The following is a 23,334-nucleotide window of genomic DNA, read 5'->3' on the forward strand; positions in this document are numbered from 1 at the left end:
TCTACTGCTCCTGCTGCCACTTCTCGGTCCAGTACGCGTCCCAGCCCGCGACCAGCTTCTTGGGCGTGGTCTTGCCGAGGATCAGCTTCTGCACGTCGGCGTCCGCCTTCTGCTGCCACTCGGCCCACCAGGTGACACCGCGCGGCTGGGTCACGACCAGGTACTTGTCGGGCTGCTCGGTCATCGTGACGTAGCTCGACCAGGGGCCGGTCTTGTAGAAGGGGTCGCTGGTCGCCGACTTGAGGATGGGCACCAGGCTGTTCTTCTTGGTGAACGTCGTCGACGCCTCGCCCTGGGAGAGGAACTCGACCAGCTTGACCGCCTCGGCCTTGTGCTCGCTGCCCTTGGCGACACCCCACCCGGCGGTGGCCAGCGGCTGCACGGTCTTGCCGCCGGGCCCGGCCACCAGCGGCGCGGTGCCCCACTGGTCCTTCGAGATGGACTTGGACTCCGAGACCGTGGCGATCACCTCGGGGTCCTGGAGCAGGAAGGCCGTCGAGCCGTTGGAGAACGCCTCGACCATCTCCGGATAGCCCCAGGCGACCGACGACTTGGGCGAGGCCTGCTTGAAGAGCTTGAGGTAGTTCTCCATGGCGGCCTCCGCCTCGGGGGCGGCGAAGATCGTACGGCCGTCCTTGAGCTTGAAGCCGTTCGCCGGGTCGACCTGGTCGGCGAGGTAGGCCTCGATGGCGGCGGTGGCGTTGCTGTTGGAGTTGGCGCCGCCGCGGAAGGCGTAGCCGTAGCGCCGCTTGGCCGGGTCGTGGATGGCGGAGGCCTGCTCCACGAGTTCCGCCCAGGTGGCCGGCGGCTTGCTGAAGCCCGCCTCCTTGATCAGGTCGGTGCGGTAGAAGAGGCTCAGGCCGTAGAAGCCGTACGGGACGAAATACGTCTTGCCCTTGGCGTCCTTCGAGGCGTTGACGGCGTTCTCCGTCATCGCCTCCCAGCCCTTCCAGCCGGCGAGGTCCTTCTTCATGTCGTAGAGCCAGCCGTTGTTCGACCAGGGTCCGACGGTGATGTCGCGGACCTCCAGGACGTCCACCCCGCTGCCGGACTGGAGCATCTGCTGGAGCTTCTGGTCGGCCTGCTCGGTGGGCGGGGAGACCAGGTTGACCTTGACCTTGGGGTTCTGCTGCTCGAAGTCGGCTATGAGGTCCTTGAGCAGGTCGGTGCGGGTTGGGTTCGTCAGGCTCTCGACCATGTTGAGGGTGACTGTTCCGCTCGCCCCGGGGCTCATGGTGGAACAGCCGGTCAGAACCATCGCGGCGGCGGTGCCGAGCGCGAGAGCTGCCGTCCTTCTTCTCATTGTGCTGACCTCTTCCTTCAGTTTCCTCGTGCCCACTTGCCGAGGGCGGGGACGCATTCCTCGGCGAAGTACTCGTAGTCGGCGGCGGTGTTGTAGACGTGGGCGGACAGGCGCATGTAGCCGATGCCGTCGAAGCTGGTGAAGGCCGCCTCCACGCCCAGTTCGAGGGCCACCCGGTCGCGCAGTGCGTCGGCCTCGACGCGGTCGGAGGCGAGTCCGTCCGGCAGACGCACCAGGCGCATGCCGGGGACGGGCATGCCGACGTCGACCGCGCTGTCCGCGCCGGTCAGTCCGGTGACCGCGGTGCCGATGACCGAGGCGCCGTAGTCGGCCAGGTCGTCCATGTAGCGGCGGGCGGCGGGCCAGCCCCAGGTGCGCTCGATGAAGCGGAGGGACGTCGGCGCGGCCAGGTAGGACGTGGCGTCGATCGTGCCCTGCTGGTCGAAGCGGTCCGGGTAGGGATCGGCCGCGGCCCAGGAGTCGATGAGGGGATACAGCCGCTCGCGCAGCGGGCCGCGGGCGACCAGGGCAGCCGTGCCGCGCGGGGCGCAGCCCCACTTGTGGAGGTTGCCGGTCCAGACGTCGTAGGTCGCGTCGGCGAGCGGCGCATCGAGCAGACCGGGCGCGTGCGCGCCGTCGACGAGGACGGGGATGCCGCGTCGGCGGGCCTCCGCCCCGATGCGTTCCACCGGCAGCCGGCGTGCGGTCGCCGAGGTGATCTGGTCGACGACGACGAGTTCGGTGGCGTCGCCGAGTTCGGTGACGACGGCCTCGTACGCCGCGTCGGCGTCCGCGTTCAGCGGCACGCGGGCGGTACGGACCCGGCCGCCCCAGCGCCGTGCCAGCCGCTCGGCACCCATCGTCACGGCCCCGTAGCCGTGGTCGGTGACGACGATCTCCCCGCCGGGGCGCAGGGTGAGGGCGGTGTAGACGACACTCGCGCCGGCGCTGGCGTTCGGCACCAGGGCGAGGTCGCCGGCGCTGACGCGCAGGAAGTCGGCGAGCTCGACTCGGGCCGCGGCGAGCCGCTGGGGGAGCGCCGGGAACCACACCACGGGTGAGCGTTCCATCTCCACGCGCAGCAGCTCCTGCCGCTCCTGAGCCACCAGCGGAACGGCCCCGAACGAGCCGTGGTTCAGGTGCTTGAGGGCAGGATCCAGCGACCACGCCCGGTCGGCGGGCCGACCGTCCGCCAGCAGCAGAGGGCGCGGTGCGGTGGTCACCTCGGTCTCGCTCACAGGACTCCACATCTGGGCAGGGCGGGTTCACGGAAGGCCGGACTCCGCCTGACACGTTTGATGACTCGGCATCCTGCACCACCTTTCTCGGCGGAAACAAGGGTCGTACAGTGAAAGTCATCAGATGACTTTCGAGTGACACGCATCCGACACATCTGAGACTCGCTACAGTGCTCCGAGGGCGGCGGCATGATTCGCCGGCCCGTCAGGGGAGGAAGAGGGGACGGATGTCCGCAGTCGAGAAGGCGTTCCACGGCCTACGGCACATGATCGGTACGGGACGCCTCGGTCCGGGCGAGCGCATTCCGCCCGAGGGTGAGCTCTGCGAGGAACTGGGCGTCTCGCGCGGGTCGCTGCGCGAGGCCGTACGGATGCTCGCCGCCCTGGGCGTCATCGAGCCGCGCCACGGCTCGGGCACCTACGTGTCACAGCTGAGGCCCGAGGACGTGATCGGCAGTCTCTCCCTGACACTCGAACTCCTGCCGCTCTCGGGCCTGTTGGAGGTCTACGAGATCCGGCGCGTCCTTGAGGCCCATGTGGCCGCCCAGGCGGCGGCGCGCTGCACGCCGGAGACCGTGCGCACGCTCTTCTCGCTCATCGAGGACATGGAGGCGACGAGCGACCCCACCAAGGCCTCCGAACTCGACCACCGCTTCCACGCGGAGATCGCCCGCGTGGGCGGCAACCCCACCCTGGCCACCCTCCTGGCGGTCTTCCGCGCCCGCTCCCGCAAGTACCAGGTCTTCACCTTGCCCGAGGGGCCTGACCTGCGCAGGAAGAGCGACGACGACCATCGCGTCCTGGCCACCGCGATCGCGGACCGCGACCCGGTGGCGGCGGCCGGCGCGGCGCAGTCGCATGTCGCTCAGACGGAGCGGTGGTTGCGGGCGTTCATGCCGCCGGTGGAGGAGGTCGACGGACCCGCTCGGGAGGACTCGGCCTAGGACCCAAGCCGTCGGCGGTCGTCCTCGTCCCACTTCCGGGTGTCGCGAGGCTCCACGTACGGCTCCTTCTCGGCGGGGTGACCGCCTGCGACGGCGCGTTGGCGGGCCAGCTCCGCATCGCACTCCAGGCCCAGCAGGATCGCCAGATTCGTGATCCACAGCCAGACCAGGAAGATGATCACGCCCGCGAAGGTGCCGTAGGTCTTGTTGTACGAGGCGAAGTTCGCCACGTACACCGCGAAGCCGGCCGAGGCGATCAGCCAGATCACCAGTGCCAGGAAACTGCCCGGCGTGATCCAACGGAAGCCGCGGACCTTGGCGTTCGGGGTGGCCCAGTAGAGGATCGCGATCATGATCGTGACCAGGAGGACGAGCACCGGCCACTTCGCGATCGACCACACGGTGAGCGCTGTGTCGCCGATACCCAGTGAGGAACCGACTTCCTGGGCCAGGCCGCCCGTGAACACGACGATCACCGCGCTGATGACCGCCATGACCATCAGGGTCACCGTCACACCGACGCGGACCGGCAGCACCTTCCACGCCGGACGGCCCTCCGGGACGTCGTACACCGCGTTGGCGGTCCTGATGAACGCGGCGACATAGCCGGAGGCCGACCACACGGCGAGGAGCACACCCACGACGGCCATGACCGAACCGACGCCTGCGTTGCCCTGCATCTGCTGGACGGCGCTGGTGAGCACGTCTCGCGCGGGGCCGGGGGCCAGCTTCTGGATGTTGTCCAGCACTCGTTGCGTCGCGGACTCCCCGATGACTCCGAGCAGCGAGATGAGCGCCAGCAGTGCCGGGAACAGCGCCAGGATGCTGTAGTAGGTCAGCGCCGCGGCCCGGTCCGTGAGCTCGTCCTTCTTGAACTCCTTGAAGGTGCCTTTCAGCACCGCGCCCCAGGACCGCTTGGGCAGGTCCGTGGGATTGTCCGGCGCCCGCCGCTCCACCTCTTCGTCCGGGCCGGCCTCGGCGGCCCGCCCGGTCCCGGCCGCGCGGTGCCCTCCGTGCCTCTCGTGCCCTTTCAGCGTCCGTACCATTCCGCACGAGTAACCGGTTGCGCGTCACCCCACACGTATTCGCGGAGGAGAACCGATGGCAGCGCTTCAGAGCGGATCCGGCGACACGGGAGCGCACGGACCCGCGACCGCGCTGCTGACCCGGCGCACCTCGCGCTCGGTGCGCGCCGCGGTTCTGTTCCTGCACGGTGGATCCGTCGACAGCCGGGCCAGGTCGCGCTCCTGGCATCCGGCAGCCGTGCGCATGAGGCCCTTCGTCCGTGCCGTCGCCGCGGCGGTGCCGGACACCGACGTCCTGCTGGCCGAGGTGCGTTATCGGGTACGGGGCTGGAACGGCCCGGACGCCGATCCGGTCCGTGACGCCCAACAGGCACTGCGGGAGCTGGCCGCACAGGTCGGAGAGGTTCCGGTGGTGCTGGTCGGGCACTCGATGGGCGGCCGCGCCGCGCTGCGCGCCGCGGTGGCCCCGCAGGTGCGGGCCGTGCTCGCGCTGGGGCCGTGGTGTCCGGAGGGCGAGCCGGTGGAGCAGTTGCGGGACAAGGACGTGGTCGTGCTGCACGGCGACCGCGACCGCATCACCGACCCGGCCGCGTCAGCGGCGTTCGTGCGCCGGGCCGCTGCGGCCGGCGCGCGGGCTCACCTGGAACTGGTGAAGGGTGGGGATCACGCCATGATCCGTCGCGGACAGTACTGGCATCGCACTGTCGGTGCGACGGTCGCCGGGCTCCTGGAGGCGGTTCCGCGACCGGGACAGTAGCCGTCGTCGGACCTCGGTCAGCCCCTTCTGCGCCGTGCGCGTGCGTGTCGTCGGGTCCTCACCGGGAGGTTCGTCAGCGCGGGCTCGGCAGTCCTGCCTGCTCCGCGTCCGGCCTGCATTCGCGCAGGATGGACGCGATCACGTCGTCGAGTCCGTGCTCGGAGACCTCCGATGGCAGCATTCCGCTGACTGCCAGGCCGGCGTAGCCGTGCAGGGCCGCGAAGATCGGCAGTGCGACGCGCTCCAGTTGTCCCTCCCGCACTTCGCCGCTGCGCTGCCCGTCGCCGATGAGGCCGAGGAGCTGCTCGGACCAGCGGTGCGCAGTCGCTCCCAGCTCCTGTGACGCCTGCGGGCTGTGCTTGACGGAGAACATCAGGTCGAGCAGGGCCGCGTTGTCCACGGCGAACCCGACGTAGGCGCGGGCGGCGGCGTCCAGTCGGTCGCCGAAGGATGCGCCGTCGAGGTTCTGTTGCGAGGCCGTGATGGCCTCCGCGAGCCGCTCGAAACCGGTCAGCGCCAGCGTGTCCAGCAGTGCCTGCTTGGTCTTGAAATGACGGCTGGGGGCGGCGGGACTGACTCCGATGTCGCGGGCCAGCTCCCGCAGTGACAGTGCCTCGGGCCCCCGCTCGCGCAGGGCCTGCTCGGCGCGCGTGAGCAGGGCGGTCGGCAGGTCTCCGTGGTGGTAGGGGCGGCTCGTCATGCCCTCAGCCTAGCGTCGAGGTGAGCATCGCCCACATTGTTATCGTTGCATACATTGTTATCGCCGCCTACATTGGAACCCATGACAAAGAACCGGAACCGCAATCAGAACCCTCAGCCCTGGACCGTCGCAGACATCCCCGACCAGCTGGGGCGCACCGCCGTCGTGACCGGCGCCAACAGCGGACTCGGCCTCGCGACCGTCGAGGCGCTGGCCGGCGCCGGCGCCCACGTCGTCCTCGCCGTCCGGGACACCGGGCGCGGCGAGAGCGCGGCGGCGACCGTGAACGGCAGCGTGGAGGTACGCCGGCTCGACCTGGCCGACCTCTCCTCGGTCCGCGAATTCGCCGCCGCCTGGGAGGGCGGCCTGGACCTGCTCATCAACAACGCCGGCGTCATGAACATCCCCGAGGCCCGCACCAAGGACGGCTTCGAGATGCAGTTCGGCACGAACCACCTGGGCCACTTCGCGCTGACCAACCTGCTGCTGCCGCACATCACCGACCGCGTGGTGACCCTCTCGTCCACCGGGCACAGGGCGCCCGGCAACCCCCGCATCCGCTTCGACAACCTCGACCTCGCCGGCGAGTACCAGCCGATGGCCGCCTACAGCCAGTCCAAGCTCGCCAACCTGCTCTTCACCCTTGAGCTCCAGCGACGGCTCGCCGAGGCGGGCTCACCGGTCCGCGCCCTGGCCGCCCACCCCGGCTGGGCCGCCACCAACCTCCAGAGCAACGACGCCAGCCTCCTGCGCGGCATCGCCCTCCGCCTCGGCAACAGGCTCGTCGCCCAGGACAGCCGGGCCGGAGCACTGCCCACCCTGTACGCCGCCGTCCAGGATCTGCCCGGTGCCGGCTTCGTGGGCCCTGACGGCATGTTCGAAATGCGCGGTGCCCCGACCCTGGTCGGCCGCTCACCGGCGGCCGGTGACCCTGCCGTCGCCCGACACCTGTGGACCGTCTCCGAGGAACTGACCGGAGTCACCTTCCCGGAACCCGCCACCAGTGTCAGCGGCTGAGGACCTGAACGGATCCGGCCTCTACTGATGGCGCGGCTAGACCGCTCCGTGGGCGATCAGGCTGTCGGCGCAGTCGAGGACCGCCTCGCGTGCGGGGCGCGGCTGCCAGCCGAGGAGGGTGCGGGCCTTCTCGGTGCTGTGCCGGTTGCGGCGGCCCAGCGAGGGGGTGATCTCGCGGAGCGAGGGGTCCTTGAACCGGGCCGTGAGACGGACCGCGAAGTCCGGGATCCGCCGTGTCCTGACCCGACTGCCGCGTTCGCCCAGCCCGTCGCGCAGGATGCGGGCCATGTCGGTCATCCAGAGGAACTCGCCGGTGGCGAGGAAGCGTTGGCCGGCCGCGACCGATGACGTCATCGCCAGGATGTGCGCATCGACCAGGTCGCGGACGTCGACGACCTCAAGGCCGATGCGCGGCGCTCCGGCCATCTGCCCCGAGATCATGCGGGCGATGATCCCTACCGACCCGAGGTTGTCGGGCGTGAGCACGGGGCCGAACACAGCGCCGGGGAGCACGGTCGTCAGCTCGGTCGGGCCGTCGTAGCCCTCCATGTAGTCCCAGGCGGCACGCTCCGCGAGGGTCTTGGAGCGACGGTAGGGGATCAGTGTCGGGTCGTCCGGGTCGGTCCACAGGGTCTCGTCGGTGACGCCCTCGGAGGCGTACGACGAGGGGCTCGCCGCGTTCGCCGCCGACGTCATCACCACGCGTCGTACGCCCGCAGCGGTTGCCGCGCGCAGCACGCGCAGGGTGCCGTCGCGCGCCGGGGCGATGAGGGCCTGGGGGTCGTCGGAGGCGGCGCCCAGCGGGGAGGCGACGTGCAGGACGTAGTCGACGCCCTTCATCGCCGCGTCCCAGCCGTCGTCCGCCGTGAGGTCGGCGACCGCGAAACCCAAGCGCCCCGCCGGGTCGACCTCGGTGGAAACGGCCTCGGTGACGAAACGCTCGCGCTCCGGGCTGCGCACGGTGGTCCGTACGTCGTATCCGCGGTGCAGGAGCTCGGCGATGCACCATCCGGCGATATAGCCGCTGCCGCCGGTGACCAATACCAATTCGGGCATGGGAATCCTCCGTGGAATGGGGGTGAGAAGAGGCGATGTGCCAGAATGAAACGGAGGGCCCTCCGCTATGTCCTCCAACGTAACGGAGGCCCCTCCGTTTCGCAACCGCATGATTGGATCCCGCACGTGAACCCGCCGTCCGCGAAACCGACCCGGAAAGACGCCCTGGACAACCGGGAGCGGATCCTGGCCGTCGCCCGCGAAGCGCTGTCCGGGTCCGGCTCCGCCTCGCTGACGGCGATCGCCAAGCAGGCGGGAGTGGGCATCGGCACCCTCTACCGGCACTTCCCGACACGGGAGGCGCTGGTCATGGAGCTGTACCGGCACGACATCCAGGGTCTGATCGACCGCGTGCCGGTCTTCCTGGAGCAGAACCCGCCGCTCACGGCGCTCCGCCTCTGGTTCGAGGAGGTCGCGCACTACGGCCGGCTCAAGTTCGGCGTGGCCGAGGTCATTCACGCGGCCACCAAGGGCGGGCTCGACGACGAGTACTACGAGCCGTTCGTCCGCGCCATCGCCCTCCTGCTCGAAGCCGGCGCGGCCGACGGCACCCTCAAGCCCGACTTGGACCCGGAGGACGTCCTCCTCCAGCTCAGCGTCCTGTGGCGCATCGACCCGTCTCGGGGCGGCACGGACCGGGCGGCCCGCATTCTGACCCTGATCGTGGACGGGCTCCGAACCAGGCAGCCCTGACTCAGTGCGAGGCGGCGGTCGGCGTACCAGTGAGCGCCTCCGCATGGTCGCCGCGGCCCTCCAGATACAGCGAGGGCAGGCGTCGGTCCAGTCGCCGTGGCAGCCACCAGTTGCGCCGGCCGAGCAGGTGCATGGCCGCCGGGACCAGTACGAGGCGGACCACCGTCGCGTCGAGGAGGATGGCGGAGGCCATGCCGACGCCGATCAGTTTGAGGACGACCTCCGTGCTCGGCACGAAGGCGAGGAACACGGCGATCATGATGGCCGCGGCCGCCGTGATGAGCCGGCCCGTGCTCGCCAGCCCGTGGGTGACGGCCCTGGCGTTGTCCTTGTCCCGCAGCCATGACTCCTGCACGCGGCTGAGCAGGAACACCTCGTAGTCCATCGACAGGCCGAACAGCACCGCGAACATGAGGACCGTGACGAACGGCGGCAGGGGAGTCTCGGTGTCGATGCCGATCAGCCGCCCCGCCCAGCCGCCCTCCAGCACGAGGGCGACGACGCCGTAGGCCGCCGCAACCGAGAGCAGGTTCATCAGCGCGGCCTTGAGGGGGATCACGATGCTCCTGAAGGCGACGAGCAGCAGGAGCATCGACAGCACGATCACCCCGGTGATCAGGTACGGGATGCGCCGGGCCAGGTCCGCGGTGCTGTCGATCGACCGGGCACTCGCGCCACCGACGTACACGCGGGCACCGGTGCCCTCGGTGGCCGCGGGCACGGTGTCGTTCCGGAGGCGGTTCACCAGCTTCTCGGTCGCGTCGTCCTGCGGACCCGTCGTGGGCGTCACCGTCAGGATCGCGGTGTCGCGCTCCGGGTTGAACCGGGCCGGCGTCACGGATGCCACCCCCGGTGTGCCGGCCGCCCCGGCCCGCAGGTCGTCCAGGACGGAGTTCGCGCCCTCGGGCAGCCGTACCACCAGGAGCAGCGGCGCGTTCGCCCCGGGTCCGAAGCCGTCGGCGACGGCGTCGTACGCCTGTCGGCTCATGCTGCTCTCCCGGTTGTTGCCCGCGTCCGGGAACCCGAACCGCACGCCGAGGAACGGCGTCGCGAGCGTCAGCATGACCGCCGTTCCGGCCAGGGCCGCGGCGATGCGGTGGCGCTGGATCAGCCGGCTCCACCGCGCCCACCCCCGGCCGGCGCCGACGGTCGCAGCGGCGCCTCGCCGGCGAAGGAGCGGTATCCCAAGGCGGTCGATCCGTGCGCCGAGGTAGCCCAGGAGCGCGGGCAGCAGGGTGAGGGCGGCCGCGAGGACGACGAGGACACCGACGATCGCCACGAGTGCCGCGCCCCGCATGTAGGAAAGGCCCATGGCGAACAGGCCCAGCAGGCTGACGACGACCGTGACACCGGCGACGAGCACCGAACGGCCGGCGGTGTCGAGCATGGCGGCACTCGCGTCCTCGGGATCCAGTCCGCCTGCCCTGGCCTCACGGAACCGCGTCACCATCAGCAGCACGTAGTCGATACCGATGCCGATGGCCAGCATGGCGGCCAGCGACGTCGACCAGTCGGGGGCGTCGACGAGCCGGATGACCAGCCCCGTCGCCCCGGCGCTGACCGCGAGCCCGGCGAGGGCGATGAGGATGGGCAGCCCGGCGGCGACCACGGACCCGAACGTCAGGAGCAGGATCACCGCGGCGATGCCGAGTCCGATCGCTTCGGAGCCGATGGGACCGCCCTCGGCGAGGACCACGGCCTGCCCGCCGAGGAAGACCCGCACCCCGTCCGCGCTGTGGTCGCGGGCGATGTCCATGAGCCGGGTCGTGTCCTCGACCGGCATCTCGGCCCCGTTGGTCACGTCGAGGCTGACGGACGTCACCAGAGACCTGCCGTCGGCGGAGACCGCACCGGGCGCGGCGTAGGGGTCGTCGACTCGGGTCACGTGCCGCGCCGAACGCAGCTCGTCCAGCATGCCGGACACCCGCCCGCGGACCTCCCGCACCCCCTCGTCGGCCTCCACCACAGCGGTGACGGTCGCCCCCGACTGGCTCGCGAAGCGCTGCTCCAGCAGCTGCTGGGCCTGCTTGGACTCCGATCCGGGCGCGGAGTAGTCGGCGGTGAAGTCGCCCCCGAACGCGCGTGAGAGGGCCAGCACGGCCACCAGGCCGACCAGCCATGCCAGCAGGACGGTGCCGCGACGGCGATACGCCCCCCGGCCGATCCGGCCCAGCAGGCCGTCCGCCGCCCGGGGGTGGCTGTCGGATGTGGTCACGGCATGTCTCCTTCGGTGAGCCGAACGGGGCGGCGGCAGTGGTAGACGAGAGCGGGCGGCACGTTGTCCCACACCGTCCGGCCGACGACGACTTCGTCGAACTGGGACCGCAGCGAGCGCATCAGTCGCCGGGCGGGCCCGGTCCATCGGGCGTGGACGTAGGCGAACGTGGTGAAGACGCCGTGGGGCGGCAGCACCGAGGTCACGGCGCGCAGTACGTCGCGCTGGTCGCGCGGCGCGAAGGCCGCCCAGGGCAGCCCGCTGACGACGACGTCGGCCGCGCCCAGCCCGCGGGCGGCGAGGAGCGGCACGAGATCGCGCGCGTCGGCCCGGGCGACGTCGACACCGGGATGCGTCAGAGCCAGCCGCCGGGCGAACCGGTCGTTGAGCTCCACCGCGACGTGCCGGCCGCGGCCCGCGAGACGTCGCTGGATCGTCGTGGTGAACGCGCCGGTGCCGGGGCCGAGCTCGACCACCACGGGATCGCCGGTGCTGGGCACGGGCGCGGTCACCACCCGGGCCAGGGACCGGCCGCTGGGTACCAGGGCACCCACGGTCAGCGGACTTCGCATGAACTCCCAGAGGAACGACACCGGCTGAGGCCTCTCTCGTGCACGTGGGTCGGGCGACGCCGCGGTACGTCCGGCCGGCTTCGGGGAGCCGGCGGGCCGGTCGCCGCTTCTCGAAGCTAGGTCCGCCGAGGCACGGCGATCTTCGTCCGCGAGGCCGGACCCGCGGCCAGAAGGAGGAGGTCGGGCGGCCGATGGGAGGGGGTGGCGCCCATGCGGCCGGACGTATGGTGAAGCGGTGAGCGCATTCCAATGGCGCCGCCCCGGGCTCGACATGCTGATCGCCGCCGCGGCGGCAGCGGCCGGCGTGGCCAGCATCGTTCTGGGACCGACCTCGGACCTGCCGTGGGCGACGTGGGTGCTGGTCGAGGCTTCGGCGCTGACGCTCGGTCTCGCCCGGACCCTGCCGGTCGTCGCGCTCGCCGTGAACGTGGTCCTGATCGTCGTGACGGACGTGGTCGTGCCCGGCACCAGCCATGTGGCACCGCTGGTCGCCGCACTGACCCTCGGCGTCGTGGCGTACCGCTGCGGCACGGTCACCACCGTCGTGTCCTGGGCGGCCACCTTCGCCGCCGTACTCGTCAGCGTGGGCCGCGACGCCGGCGCGCTCCTCGCCGGGGCGGACGGTGCGCTGCGCATCCTGTCCGCCGCGATGGCCATCGCCGCACCGGTCGCCTTCGGCCGCTACCTCGCCGCGCTGCGCCAGGCCGCCGCCGTCGCCGAGGCACGTGCCAGGGAAGCGGAGGAACGCCGCCTCGTCGAGACACGCGCCGCACGCATGACGGAACGGGCCCACCTCGCCGGAGACCTGCACGACCTGGTGGCCCACCACGTGTCCGCCATCGCGCTCACGGCCGGTTCGGCCCAGTACGCCGCCACCCACGCCCCCGACCAGGAAGAACGGCTCGACGCGGCCCTCGCGGGGATCACCTCCATCCACGAGAGTGCCCGCCAGGCACTCGTCGACCTGCGCGGCCTGCTTCAGATCCTGCGCGACCCCAGCGCCCCCGACCTCCTCATGGATCCGGAGCAGATGATCACCGACGCAGTCGAACGCAGCCGGGCGGCCGGGCTCGACATCGACCTCAACCACGACGAACGCGTGACCCGGGCGCCCCTCGCCCTGCGCATCACCGCCGCCCGCGTCATGCAGGAGGCGCTCACCAACGCCCTGAAGCACGCCGGACCCGGTTCGAGCGTGGCGGCGTCCGTGGCCGTGTCGGACGACCGTCTGCTCATCGACGTCACCAACACCGTCCGACCCGAACCCACCCCCGACCTGCCGCCCTCGGGCCACGGCCTGACCGGGATGCGCGAACGCGTCGAGGTACTCGGCGGGACGCTCGCGGCCGGCCCCACCGGCAATGGCTGGCAGCTGTCGGCGGCCCTGCCCCTGGCGGTGCGGCCGTGATCCGCGTCCTGGTCGCCGACGACCAGGCGCTCGTGCGGGCCGGCGTCACGCTGCTGCTGCGCACCGCCGGCGAGGACGTGGTCGGCGAGGCCGCCGACGGACAGGAGGCCGTGCGGCTCGCCGAACGACTGCGCCCCGACGTGATCCTCATGGACCTGCGGATGCCACGCCTGGACGGCATCGAGGCGACCCGCCGGATCCTCGCCTCCGTGCCGGGCACGCATGTGCTGATGCTGACCACGTTCGACGACGACGCCGAGGTCTACGGTGCGCTGCGCGCCGGCGCCGTGGGGTACCTGCTCAAGGACGGCGCCCCGGACGACATGATCGACGCGGTGCGCAGGGCGGCCCGCGGCGAGCCCCTGCTCGCCCCCACGGTCCTCTCCCGCGTCCTAGCCCATGCACTCCAGGCCCACCTCGACGGCGTGGAGGGCACCGAGGCCGACCTCGGTCCAGCCCGAGGGGCTTCCCTGACTCAGCGCGAGCGCGAGGTACTGGCCCTGGTGGGCGCCGGACACTCGAACGCGGAGATCGCAGGGGCCCTGCACCTGGGCGTGACCACGGTGAAGTCCCACGTCGGCGCCATCACCCAGAAGCTGCACCTGCGCAACCGGATCCAGGCGGCGGTGGTGGCACATCAACTCGGCCTGGTCGACGACGACTTCCGACCGCTCAGCCCGCACGGTTGAATGGCGGGCCTGCGGAGCGCGCCCGTGCGGTTTCCCCGGCCGCCCTCCACCATGGGAGGGGCATCACGCCCTTCGGGACGGACCAGCCGCGCCCGCTGAGGAGGCCGGATCGTGCTTGAGTCGCAGCCCGTGGTCGTGCCGCCGGCCCGAGCTGCCGTGTTCCTCGTGGCCACCGTCGACCCGGGCGGCGAGGACACGGTCAGAGACCTGCTGGAGGACTTCTCGGGCTTGCGCCGCTCGGTGGCCTTCCGGGCCCCCGCCGACGAGCTCACCTGCGTCGTCGGCATCGGGTCGGCAGCGTGGGACCGGCTCTTCGACGGGCCCAGACCGCACGGCCTGCATCCCTTCGCGGCACTGGCCGGCGAACGCCACCACGCTCCGGCCACGCCGGGCGACCTGCTGTTCCATGTGCGGGCCCACCACATGGACCTCTGCTTCGAACTGGCGCGGCTGATCGCGGAGCGGCTGCTCGGCGCCGCCACGATCGTGGACGAGGTGTACGCGTTCAAGTACTTCGACGAGCGGGACCTGCTCGGCTACGTGGACGGCAGCGAGAATCCGGAGGGCGCGTCCGCCGCCGACGCGGTGTTCGTCGGCGACGAGGACCCCGGCTTCAGGGGCGGCAGCTATGTGATCGTGCAGAAGTACCTGCACGACCTCACGGCCTGGAACGCCCTGCCCGTCGAGGAGCAGGACCGGGTCATCGGCCGCACCAAGCTGGCCAACGTCGAACTGCCCGACGACACCAAGCCCGCCGACTCCCACGTCGCCCTCAACACCGTCACCGACGAGAACGGCGACGAGCGCAAGATCGTCCGCGAGAACATGCCGTTCGGCACCGTCGGGGAGCAGGAGTTCGGCACGTACTTCATCGGCTACGCCCGGACCCCCGACGTGACCGAGCAGATGCTCAGGCACATGTTCCTCGGCAACGGCCCGGCCACCCACGACCGGATCCTCGACTACTCCACCGCCGTCACCGGCTGCCTCTTCCACGTGCCGACCGTCACCTTCCTCGACGACCTGCCGCCCGCCCCCGGCGCGAAGGATGCGGCGACCGGTTCGCGGTAGGCGGCGGAGCGCCTCCCGCATCACGGTGCGTAGCGCCCCACAACAGGGGCCGACGCATTCCTCCGCTCCGTTTGCAGGGCTCGGACTGCCGGGTTTTGGTGGAAGGGACCCGTCGATGTCCCAGGAGCAGCCATGTCGATGTCGTCGTTCGGTTTCGGCTCACCGGATCCCTTCAGCGATATGTTGAACCGCTTCTTCGGCATGTCACCCGCGTCATCGCCGCCGGCGGTCCAACGGGTCCCGATCGGACGGCTGTTGACCGAGTCCTCGCAGGAACTCCTCAACCTCGCCGCGGGGCGCGCCATGGAGGACGGTACGTCCGACCTCGACACCGAGCATCTGCTGTGGGCCGCCACGCAGGTCGAACCGGCACGCTCCCTGCTCGCCCGCGCCGAGGTGAACCCAGATGTGCTGGGCGCGGAGATCGCCAAGATCCTTCCCCACGAGTCGGTCGAACCGTCCTCGGAGCCGGGGCTGACCCCGGCGGCCAAGCGCACTCTCGCCGCCGCCTACGCCCGCTCTCAGACGGCCGGGGTGTCCTACATCGGCCCCGAACACATACTCGGCGCGCTGATCTCGGACGCGGACTCCGGCGCTGCCCGGCTGCTCCAGGCCGAGGGCCAGGACGTCGGACGGCTGGCGGGCGTCACGGAACGGGCGGCCCGCACAGAGGGGCAGCCCGCCGACCGCAACCAGCAGCCGGCGACGACACTGGACGAGTTCGGCCGCGACCTCACCGACGAGGCGAAGGCCGGCAAGCTCGACCCGGTGGTCGGCAGGGCCGAGGAGATCGAGGAGACCGTTGAGATCCTCTCCCGGCGCTCCAAGAACAACCCCGTGCTGATCGGCGAGCCCGGAGTGGGCAAGACCGCGATCGTCGAGGGCCTCGCCCAGCGCATCGTCGCAGGTGAGGTACCCGACACCCTCAAGGACAAGAGGGTCGTCGCCCTCGATCTGTCCGGCATGGTCGCGGGCGCGCAGTACCGGGGACAGTTCGAGGAACGGCTGAAGAAGGTCATCGAGGACGTCCAGGCGGCGAGCGGCGACATCATCCTGTTCATCGACGAGCTGCACACGGTCGTGGGCGCGGGCGCCACCGGAGAGGGCTCGATGGACGCGGGGAACATGCTCAAGCCCGCGCTGGCCCGCGGCGAACTCCATGTGGTCGGCGCGACGACCATCGACGAGTACCGCAAGTACGTGGAGAAGGACGCCGCGCTTGAACGACGCTTCCAGCCGGTGATGATCCCCGAACCGACCGTCGAGGAGACCGTGCAGATCCTCGAAGGGCTGCGCGACGCCTACGAGGCGCACCACCAGGTCCGTTTCGCCGACGGCGCCCTCGCCGCCGCGGCCGAGCTGTCGGACCGCTACATCAGCGACCGGTTCCTGCCCGACAAGGCCATCGACGTGATGGACCAGGCGGGCGCCCGGGTACGGCTGCGCAGCGCCGGCCGGTCCACCGAGGTCGTCAGCCGCGAGGACCGTATCGCCAAGCTGCGCCGCGAGCAGGACCAGGCCGTCGCCGCCGAGGACTTCGAGAAGGCGGCCCGGATGAAGAGCGAGATAGCCCAGGCGGAGGGCGAACTCGCGGGCATCGAGGAACGCCGCGAAGGGGTCGTGTCCGTCACGGACGCCGACATCGCCGACGTCGTCTCGCGCCGTACGGGCATCCCCGTCTCCCAGCTCACCGCCACCGAGAAGGAGAAGCTCCTCGGCCTCGAGGAGCGGATGCACTCCCGCATCGTCGGGCAGGACGAGGCGGTCAGCGCCGTCTCCCGGGCCGTGCGGCGCAACCGGGCCGGCATGGGCGACCCGAACCGTCCCGTGGGCTCCTTCCTCTTCCTCGGTCCCACCGGAGTCGGCAAGACCGAGCTGGCCAAGACCCTCGCCGAGGAACTGTTCGGCGAGGAGGACCGCATGATCCGCTTCGACATGAGCGAGTTCCAGGAGAAGCACACCGTCGCCCGGCTGGTCGGTGCCCCTCCCGGGTATGTCGGCTACGACGAGGCCGGCCAGCTCACCGAGAAGGTGCGGCGCCGGCCGTACAGCGTGGTCCTGTTCGACGAGGTGGAGAAGGCGCACCCCGACGTCTTCAACACGCTGCTCCAGATCCTCGACGACGGGCGCCTCACCGACGGGCAGGGACGCACCATCGACTTCCGGCACTGCGTCGTCATCATGACGTCCAACATCGGGGCCCACCGGATCCTCGCCCACAAGGGCGATGTGTCCGAGCTCAAGGACGAGTTGATGGAGGAACTGCGGGCGCGATTCCTGCCGGAGTTCCTCAACCGCATCGACGACATCATCATCTTCCACGGTCTCACCGAGAAGGACCTGGGGCAGATCGTGGACCATCTGCTGGACCGCAGCGAACGACGGGTCGAGGCCCAGGGGATGCACCTCGAAGTGACCGAGGCGGCGAAGAAGCTGCTGATCGCCCACGGCCATCAACCGGAGTTCGGCGCCCGCCCGTTGCGCCGCACCATCCAGGCCGAGCTGGACAACCGTGTCGCGGACATCCTCCTCGGGGGAGAGGCCGAGCCCGGGGACACCATCGTCGCCGACGTCACGGAAGACTCCCTCCACTGCACCGTCCACAAGGACGCGGCGGCGGAGGACAAGGACGGCAACGAGGAGAGCTGACGTCCCAGCACTCCCGGACCCTCGATCGAGGAGGCCGCGCATGACGCACCATCACAAGTCCAACAAGGCCGTCGAGGGCGACTGGGAGCATGGCCACAACAGGGGCATGCCCCGCCGCCCCGACGAGGACGAACTCGCGCAGCTCACCGTGCACGAACGAAGGGAAGCAGGGCTGATCGGCGAACCCGCGCAGGGCGCGGAGGCCCCCTACGGCTGGGAGGGACGCAAGGGCTAGAGAACTGGCGGAACGCGGGGCGGTCGGGCGACCGCCCCCAGGCCACGGTGACCGTGCTGCCGATGCCCCCGCGCTGCAACTCGTCGGCGTCGCGCGCCCCGACGGTGAAGGGTGAGACTCTTGAACGCCTCCGACGACGACCGGCGAGCCCCCGAACACCGGGTCGGGCCCGAACCCGAGGGCGAACCGCAGTTCCACCCCTACCACCACCCCGCCGCGGGCTGGGGCGCGGCGAAGAGCGTGAGCCGGGTGCTGATGGATGCTGACCGCCCTCGCCGAGGCGTACCACCGGGGCGCCCGGATCGTGCACATCAACCCGCTGGTCGAGGCGGCCGCCACCCGCACCGCGTGCCGCACGACTTCACCACATGGCCCTGTTCAAGTCCACGCGCACCAGCACCCTGAACTCGGGACGAGCCGAGTTCTCCACCGCCCCACTGCCCGACGTGGTCCCCGCGCCCGGCACCCTGGCCCTGGGCATCATGCGCTCCCACGACCAGTGGAACACCACCATCTACTCCGACGACGACCGCTACCGCGGAATCAGCAACCTGCGCACCCTCGTCTTCATGAACGAGGACGACATGCGCGAGCGCGGGATCCTCGAACTCGAACCGGTGGACATCGTCAGCACGGCCAGGGACGGCAGCCACCGCCGGCTCGACGGCTACCTCGCCGTCCCGTACGACATCCCCCGCGGCTGTGCGGCGGGCTACATGCCCGAGATGAACGTCCTGTGCGCGATCGGCGACTACAGCACCCAGAGCGACCAGCCACTCATGAAGCACGTCAAGGTCACCATCACGCGGTCGGCCTGACGGCACGTCATCAGGTGGCGTCAGCCGGCGGGAGTGGGGCAGGTGGTGTCCGGCGGGCAGAACCAGGTGACCGCCGTGTCGACGAGGTCGCGTTCGGCGGCGTCGGCGTTGTCGGGGCCGTACGCGACGAGTGCGTACCGGTTGCCGTCGCTCGCCTCGAAACGGTGGTCGATGACATGCCGTACGGAACCGGTGTCCGACTCGCCGGCGATCTCACTGGCCCGGTACTCGTGCTCGGCCGCCGCGTAGGGCGACGACGAGATCTCGGTCAGTTCGATCAGTTCGTAGCCGTCCAGCTTGGTGCTCTCGGTCTGGGCGGCCTGGAGCGAGCCGTAGGGCGAGTCCTCCATCACCTGGAAGATCTGGAGTCGGCGCGACCCGTCGGAGCTGCGGTAGTTGACGATGTCGATGCCGAACTGGGACGCGCTGCTCTCGCGCGACCAGCCCGTCGGGACCGCGACACGGAACCCTTCCTCGTCCTGCGCCTCCTCGTAGCCGTCGGGCAGGACACCGGACCCGGCGTCCGTCACGGTGGGGGACTCCTCCGGGGCCGAGTCGCCCGGGTCGGAGCCGCCCGTCTCGGCCGGGGCGCTCTCGCCCTGACTCGTGGTGGCGGCCGGCGGTGGTTCGGGCTCGTCCTTCCAGGCGAACGCCCAGACGCCGAAACACACCCCCACCACGGCCAGCACCACGCCGGTGCGCTCCAGAACGCGCCGCTGCCGCGGCAGGTCCAGATACTGGTCCGGGTGGTAGAGGCGCTCGCGGCGTCCGCCCGCCCACTCCTGCCGTTCCCTGTCGTACACCCTCATCGCCGTCGTCCCTCCAGGCTCCCGGCCGTCTGCGCTGTCCCGTCGGCTCTCAGCCGAGTAGCTGGGCGATTCCCTGCACCACGGCGGTCGCCGAGGCCACCGCGCCCGCGGCGGCGGCCTGCGAGCCGAGCCAGCGCCGAACGCTGCCCAGCACCCGCGTGAGACGGCCGGACTCCGCCCGGCCCGAGCTCGTGATCTCGGCCTCCAGATCGACGAGTTCGGAGTGCAGCGCGGCGTCCTCCACCGCGCGGGCCCCCTGCTCGGGCAGCTCGGCGAGCAACTCCCGCACCGCTGCCAGGAGTTCCTGGTGCCGGGCGTCGGGGGTAGCGCCCGTGGCGTTGACCGAGAAGGCCCGGCCGTGGCTGCCGGTGGCGATCGAGCCGCCGGACATCGAGCCGATGCTGACTCCGCCTCCCGCGGCCGCACCGCCGTCGGGGAGCTGCGGCGAGGTGTGGTCCTGACTCATGTGAGGTTTCCTTCCTGGCGCGGCAGGCCGGTGCCGGGCGCGGGGGACGTCCGCGAGGACGCCTGACCGTGGCTGCCGGTGGCGATCGCGCCGCCCGACATGTCCTTGATGAAGACGCCACCGCCACTGACCTGGTAGATGTGCTGCTCGAACTCTTCGGTGCGGTAGCCGTGTTCGCGGAGCGCCACCCGGACGCCGCCCGCGATACGTTCCTGAATCGTCTTGATGTACCGCTCGGCGTCCGTCTCCTGGAAGATCGAAAGATCCTTCTGCGCGGCCGCGGCCCGCAGTGAGACGCGGGGTACGTCCGGCACCTCGTCGCCGTCGGACCAGCCGGAGGCGATCTCGCGGTACACGCTGCCGAGCGCGCCGATCGCGCAGGTCACGCCGATCGCGGGAGCGTGCCGCAGCGCACGCAGGGCGGCACTGGGCCACTTCTCCGGCAGCCGCTCCACCAGCGCGTCCACGCCCCGGAACTCCTTGCGGATCGGCCCGAGAACGTAGGCCTCGACCTCCAGGACGAGCATGCCGCCCTGGGTGTGCACCCGCACGAGCACCGTCACGACGAGCTGTTCGTGCCAGGCACCGACCCGGACCCGCAGGAACACCCGCCGGGCCTCACCGCCCTCGTCCACCGCCTCGTCGAGCTGCGCGGCGATCTGCTCCGGGTCGTACACCGGGCGTCCGCCCTGCCCACGGCCGCGTGGAGTGGCGGCGAAGGCGGCCGCGTCGTCGACGCCGCCGACCTCCACCTCCTCGTCGCGCCCGACGCCTCCCGGGAGATACAGGAACCGCTCGATCTCCAGGTCCCGCAAGCGGTCGCGGCCGGTGCGGGCGGCGGACTCCCGCAGCTCGATCAGCTGGGGTTCGATCATGTCGAGCGCGGCACTCGCCGTCAGGCGCTCCGTGGTCCGCCGGGCGAGGCCCGCTCCGGCGCCGTTGGCGGCACTGCTCTGCGCGGGAACCTGCCCCCGCGGCTCCTCGGGCAGCTTGCGCAACTCCATCGCGAAGGACCAGCTCTTCCTGCACGTGCCCATGCCGATGAAGGGCTTCTCCAGGTCGTACAGGGTGACGGGCGCCTGCTGCTCCCTGTGGATGCTGGGCACCAGGTCGTCGTACGGGAGGCCCAGGGGGAGCCCGGGTTGGGTGGCCGTGGGGAACGTCCACTTGGAGAGCCACCGGCACAGCGCCTTGCGGTGGCTCGCCTGGTGCTGCCAGCCGATGAGGGTGATCACCAGGGGGAAGAGCGCCGGGTACGGCGTCTGCGCGGTGCCGTCCACGAGCCCGGCGAGGTAGAGGTACCAGTAGAAGCAGAGGAACAGCACGCTGCCCAGTCCGGCGAGGCGGCCCAGGCCGTCGGCGGCGCGAGCCACCGTTCCCGGCAGACCCAACTCCTTGACGTCGCCGCCCCGTTCACCGACGGCGGCGGCGACCCACATCGCGAACGTGACCAGGGCGTAGAGCTGAGACCAGGGCATCGGGATCCCGCCGGACACGTTCTCCTGGCCCAGGTAGAGCGCGGTGAACACGTTGCCGAAGCCCACGTCGGCGTCGGGTCCCCAGCGGTCGGACACGCTGTCCCACACCATGAGGAAGTCGGAGAGCACGAACCCGGCCCAGGCCGCGAGCATCAGCATCGCCGTACGGGTCTCTCTGCGGGCCACGCGCACGGCATGGGCGAGTACCGGCAGGACGTCCACGCCCAGCGCGGGGGCGACGGGCCGTTCCATGTGGCCGACCAGTTCGTCGAGCACCCGGCGTCGGAAGGTGGCGTCCTGATAGACGCCGGCGCACAGCAGCCGGGTGGCCTCGGTGCGGCTGTAGCGGTCATCGGGAAGGCTTGTGCCCGGCACGGTGCTCCCAGGGTCGTCGACGATGGTCCTGTCCCGGCGTGGCGGGCACGGCTCGTCGCACGCGAGAGCCGTGGTCGCGGGGCGGTGGTGCCGACGCCGGACGAGCGACACGGGAACAGATGCGTGACGGTAGAGGCCAAGAGCACCGGGCATATGCGGACCGGCCTGCCTCTCCTACGATCCGGTGAATATGTCAGGCATGGCTGGACAAAACACGGTTCGTCAGGAGTGGATCAAGCGGAGCCGAGCCCAGGTCCCTCGATGGGTGAGGCTCCGGGGCCGACTCCCTGTGTCACGCCGCGCCGCATGGTGAGGCGAAGGCATGAGACGCCGCATGACGACGGAAGTCGGCCGAGCAGATCGCCCTGCGGTACGCCCGGTGGATGAGCGATCAGCACGGCCGACCCCGCCACACTGTTCATCAGGTCTTCCTCCGTGGATATCCCCGGCTGCGGCCGCGGGAGGAAGCGAACCTTGCGTGGGAGTGGGGCAGGGAGATCCGATTCGCGGCGTGGGGATCGGCGTATACCAAGAGCGCAGGTGAGGCAGCCCGCTCAGGGCGGGAGCTCTCAACTGTCAGTCCTCCCGGGTAGGTTCGGATGCATGACGATAGAAGCGACTACGGAGGCGTCCGGGCATTGCCGGTACACCTACCGTCTGCGGCTGTCGTCTACGGCCCGCACTGCTCTTGAGGCGGAGTGGGAACGATTGCGCTGGGTGTGGAATGAGTGCGTCGCGAAGTCCAGGGCTGTCCACGCGCACAACCGGGCGAGTGGAGAGAGGGCGACGTGCGGGCCGGTGCAGCTTGCGGCGATGCTGACCGAGGCTCGCGCCCGGACAGCGTGGCTGCGGGAGGGTGCGTGTGTGCCTCAGCAGCAGGTGATCCGCGACTTCGGCAGGTCCCGGGGCAAGGCGCTCCAGGACATTAAGGCCGGGTTGCCGATGCGGCAGCGGGCCGGGATGCCGAAGTACAAGAAGAAGCGTGAGGCGCTGCCTACCCTCGAATACACCAAGCGCGGGTTCCGTCTCAAGGACGGTCGTCTGCACCTCGCGGGCGGGATCGTGGTGCGGCCGGGGTGGTCGCGTCAGCTGCCCAAGCCCCCGTCCAGCGTGCGCGTGTACCGCGATGCGGTGGGGCACTGGTGGGCGTCGTTCGTCGTCCCGGCCGTGACCGAGGCCCTGCCCGCGACCGGGCGCGTGATCGGTATCGACTGGGGCATCAGGGAAACCGCCACCACCACATCCGACGCCCACGACCTTCCCCATGCGCAGCACGGCAGGACGGCCGCGCAGAAGCTTGCCCGCTATCAGCGGATGATGGCCCGCAGGAAGCCGAAGAAGGGTCAGGCCGCCTCGAGCGGCTACCGCGAGGCGAAGCGGCAGACAGCGAAACTCCACCGCAAGGTCGGTGCGCAGCGGCAGGACACGGCCCGTAAGTGGGCCAAGAAGGTGGTCCGCGACCACGATGCGCTCGCGGTGGAGGACTTCCGGCCGAAGTTCCTTGCGAAGTCGACCATGGCCCGCAAGGCCGCGGACGCCGCGATCGGCGCCACGAAGAAGGCCCTGGTGGAGATGGCCCGTAAGCACGGGCGCATCGTCCACCTGGTCCACCCCGCGCACACCACCATGGACTGCGCCAAGTGCGGAGCGAGAACCAAGCACGCGCTGCCTCTTTCCGAAAGGACGTATAACTGCACTGTGTGCGGAGTCGTGTCGCCTCGCGACAAGAACTCCGCCCGCGTGATGCTGGTCCGGGCTGGTCTCAACCCGGCTGGTGCTGATCTTGTAAGACCTGCCACCTGCTAGGTGTCAGGCG

20 protein-coding genes and 1 pseudogene are annotated in these 23,334 nt (G+C 70.7%); 11 read left to right on the top strand and 10 right to left on the bottom strand.

Annotated elements, in window-relative coordinates; genetic code table 11:
* Position 1: 1 nt before the first annotated feature.
* Together CP983_RS42405 and CP983_RS42410 are read right to left on the bottom strand one after the other, a co-directional pair.
* On the bottom strand, positions 2 to 1,303 hold the full coding sequence (locus CP983_RS42405) for an ABC transporter substrate-binding protein (protein ID WP_107909531.1): 1,302 nt from the start codon (positions 1,301 to 1,303) through the stop codon (positions 2 to 4).
* Positions 1,304 to 1,320: 17 nt separating this feature from the next.
* The gene (locus tag CP983_RS42410; protein ID WP_150505855.1) at positions 1,321 to 2,541 is read right to left on the bottom strand and encodes an aminotransferase class V-fold PLP-dependent enzyme; all 1,221 of its coding nucleotides are present in this window, start codon (positions 2,539 to 2,541) and stop codon (positions 1,321 to 1,323) included.
* Between the two features lie 227 nt (positions 2,542 to 2,768).
* Between CP983_RS42410 and CP983_RS42415 the strand changes: the two genes are divergently transcribed.
* Positions 2,769 to 3,485 carry a FadR/GntR family transcriptional regulator gene (locus CP983_RS42415; protein ID WP_150505857.1) on the top strand — a complete coding sequence of 239 codons (717 nt, stop codon included), beginning with the start codon at positions 2,769 to 2,771 and terminating at the stop codon, positions 3,483 to 3,485.
* Here CP983_RS42415 and CP983_RS42420 read toward each other — a convergent pair.
* The gene (locus tag CP983_RS42420; protein WP_150505859.1) at positions 3,482 to 4,531 is read right to left on the bottom strand and encodes a YihY/virulence factor BrkB family protein; all 1,050 of its coding nucleotides are present in this window, start codon (positions 4,529 to 4,531) and stop codon (positions 3,482 to 3,484) included. The two genes, CP983_RS42415 and CP983_RS42420, sit on opposite strands and share 4 nt — an antisense overlap.
* A 55-nt stretch (positions 4,532 to 4,586) precedes the next feature.
* On the opposite strand from CP983_RS42420, the gene CP983_RS42425 reads away from it, so the two are divergent.
* Entirely contained in the window at positions 4,587 to 5,267 is a 681-nt protein-coding gene (locus CP983_RS42425) for an alpha/beta fold hydrolase (RefSeq protein WP_150505861.1), read from the top strand.
* A 73-nt stretch (positions 5,268 to 5,340) separates the two neighbouring features.
* Here CP983_RS42425 and CP983_RS42430 read toward each other — a convergent pair whose 3' ends face one another.
* A complete protein-coding gene (locus tag CP983_RS42430; RefSeq protein WP_150505862.1) occupies positions 5,341 to 5,967 on the bottom strand; it encodes a TetR/AcrR family transcriptional regulator in 627 nt (208 codons plus the stop codon).
* An 81-nt stretch (positions 5,968 to 6,048) separates the two neighbouring features.
* Here CP983_RS42430 and CP983_RS42435 point away from each other — a divergent pair, with 81 nt between their 5' ends.
* Positions 6,049 to 6,984, top strand: a complete 936-nt coding sequence (locus CP983_RS42435; RefSeq protein WP_150505864.1) for an oxidoreductase — start codon at positions 6,049 to 6,051, stop codon at positions 6,982 to 6,984.
* A gap of 36 nt (positions 6,985 to 7,020) precedes the next feature.
* Here CP983_RS42435 and CP983_RS42440 read toward each other — a convergent pair whose 3' ends face one another.
* Positions 7,021 to 8,040 (bottom strand): NAD-dependent epimerase/dehydratase family protein, encoded by a 1,020-nt coding sequence (locus tag CP983_RS42440; protein WP_150505866.1) that lies wholly within the window; start codon positions 8,038 to 8,040, stop codon positions 7,021 to 7,023.
* Positions 8,041 to 8,166: 126 nt separating this feature from the next.
* On the opposite strand from CP983_RS42440, the gene CP983_RS42445 reads away from it, so the two are divergent.
* Positions 8,167 to 8,733 carry a TetR/AcrR family transcriptional regulator gene (locus tag CP983_RS42445; RefSeq protein WP_150505868.1) on the top strand — a complete coding sequence of 189 codons (567 nt, stop codon included), beginning with the start codon at positions 8,167 to 8,169 and terminating at the stop codon, positions 8,731 to 8,733.
* 1 nt (position 8,734) lies between these two features.
* On the opposite strand, the gene CP983_RS42450 is transcribed toward CP983_RS42445, so the two are convergent.
* Together CP983_RS42450 and CP983_RS42455 are read right to left on the bottom strand one after the other, a co-directional pair.
* Positions 8,735 to 10,948, bottom strand: a complete 2,214-nt coding sequence (locus CP983_RS42450) for an MMPL family transporter (protein WP_167537841.1) — start codon at positions 10,946 to 10,948, stop codon at positions 8,735 to 8,737.
* Positions 10,945 to 11,520, bottom strand: coding sequence for a class I SAM-dependent methyltransferase (locus tag CP983_RS42455; RefSeq protein WP_167537842.1), 576 nt, complete (start codon positions 11,518 to 11,520; stop codon positions 10,945 to 10,947). The genes CP983_RS42450 and CP983_RS42455 overlap by 4 nt, the downstream gene beginning before the upstream one ends.
* 235 nt (positions 11,521 to 11,755) lie before the next feature.
* Between CP983_RS42455 and CP983_RS42460 the strand changes: the two genes are divergently transcribed.
* The 6 genes and pseudogenes from CP983_RS42460 to CP983_RS42485 form a co-directional block, all read left to right on the top strand.
* Positions 11,756 to 12,928: a sensor histidine kinase gene (locus tag CP983_RS42460; RefSeq protein WP_150505872.1), complete on the top strand. Its 1,173-nt coding sequence runs from the start codon at positions 11,756 to 11,758 to the stop codon at positions 12,926 to 12,928.
* Positions 12,925 to 13,617 carry a response regulator gene (locus CP983_RS42465; protein WP_150505874.1) on the top strand — a complete coding sequence of 231 codons (693 nt, stop codon included), beginning with the start codon at positions 12,925 to 12,927 and terminating at the stop codon, positions 13,615 to 13,617. Before CP983_RS42460 ends, CP983_RS42465 begins: the two co-directional genes overlap by 4 nt.
* A gap of 111 nt (positions 13,618 to 13,728) precedes the next feature.
* Entirely contained in the window at positions 13,729 to 14,688 is a 960-nt protein-coding gene (locus tag CP983_RS42470; protein WP_150505876.1) for a Dyp-type peroxidase, read from the top strand.
* Between the two features lie 132 nt (positions 14,689 to 14,820).
* On the top strand, positions 14,821 to 17,337 hold the full coding sequence (locus CP983_RS42475; protein WP_150505878.1) for an ATP-dependent Clp protease ATP-binding subunit: 2,517 nt from the start codon (positions 14,821 to 14,823) through the stop codon (positions 17,335 to 17,337).
* A 40-nt stretch (positions 17,338 to 17,377) separates the two neighbouring features.
* Positions 17,378 to 17,572 carry a hypothetical protein gene (locus CP983_RS42480; RefSeq protein WP_037863050.1) on the top strand — a complete coding sequence of 65 codons (195 nt, stop codon included), beginning with the start codon at positions 17,378 to 17,380 and terminating at the stop codon, positions 17,570 to 17,572.
* 407 nt (positions 17,573 to 17,979) lie between these two features.
* Positions 17,980 to 18,390 (top strand): annotated as a pseudogene (locus CP983_RS42485) (FdhF/YdeP family oxidoreductase); the annotation flags it as partial.
* 20 nt (positions 18,391 to 18,410) lie between these two features.
* Here CP983_RS42485 and CP983_RS42490 read toward each other — a convergent pair.
* The 3 genes from CP983_RS42490 to CP983_RS42500 are packed head-to-tail and all read right to left on the bottom strand — an operon-like array spanning position 18,411 to position 21,518.
* Positions 18,411 to 19,199, bottom strand: a complete 789-nt coding sequence (locus tag CP983_RS42490) for a hypothetical protein (protein ID WP_107909516.1) — start codon at positions 19,197 to 19,199, stop codon at positions 18,411 to 18,413.
* Between the two features lie 49 nt (positions 19,200 to 19,248).
* Positions 19,249 to 19,665: a hypothetical protein gene (locus CP983_RS42495; protein WP_125524226.1), complete on the bottom strand. Its 417-nt coding sequence runs from the start codon at positions 19,663 to 19,665 to the stop codon at positions 19,249 to 19,251.
* Positions 19,662 to 21,518, bottom strand: a complete 1,857-nt coding sequence (locus CP983_RS42500) for a hypothetical protein (RefSeq protein ID WP_150505880.1) — start codon at positions 21,516 to 21,518, stop codon at positions 19,662 to 19,664. The genes CP983_RS42495 and CP983_RS42500 overlap by 4 nt, the downstream gene beginning before the upstream one ends.
* A 603-nt stretch (positions 21,519 to 22,121) precedes the next feature.
* On the opposite strand from CP983_RS42500, the gene CP983_RS42505 reads away from it, so the two are divergent.
* A complete protein-coding gene (locus tag CP983_RS42505; RefSeq protein ID WP_150505882.1) occupies positions 22,122 to 23,324 on the top strand; it encodes an RNA-guided endonuclease InsQ/TnpB family protein in 1,203 nt (400 codons plus the stop codon).
* Positions 23,325 to 23,334 lie beyond the last annotated feature (10 nt).

The organism is Streptomyces chartreusis (genome assembly GCF_008704715.1).
In the GTDB taxonomy this organism is placed as follows: domain Bacteria; phylum Actinomycetota; class Actinomycetes; order Streptomycetales; family Streptomycetaceae; genus Streptomyces; species Streptomyces chartreusis.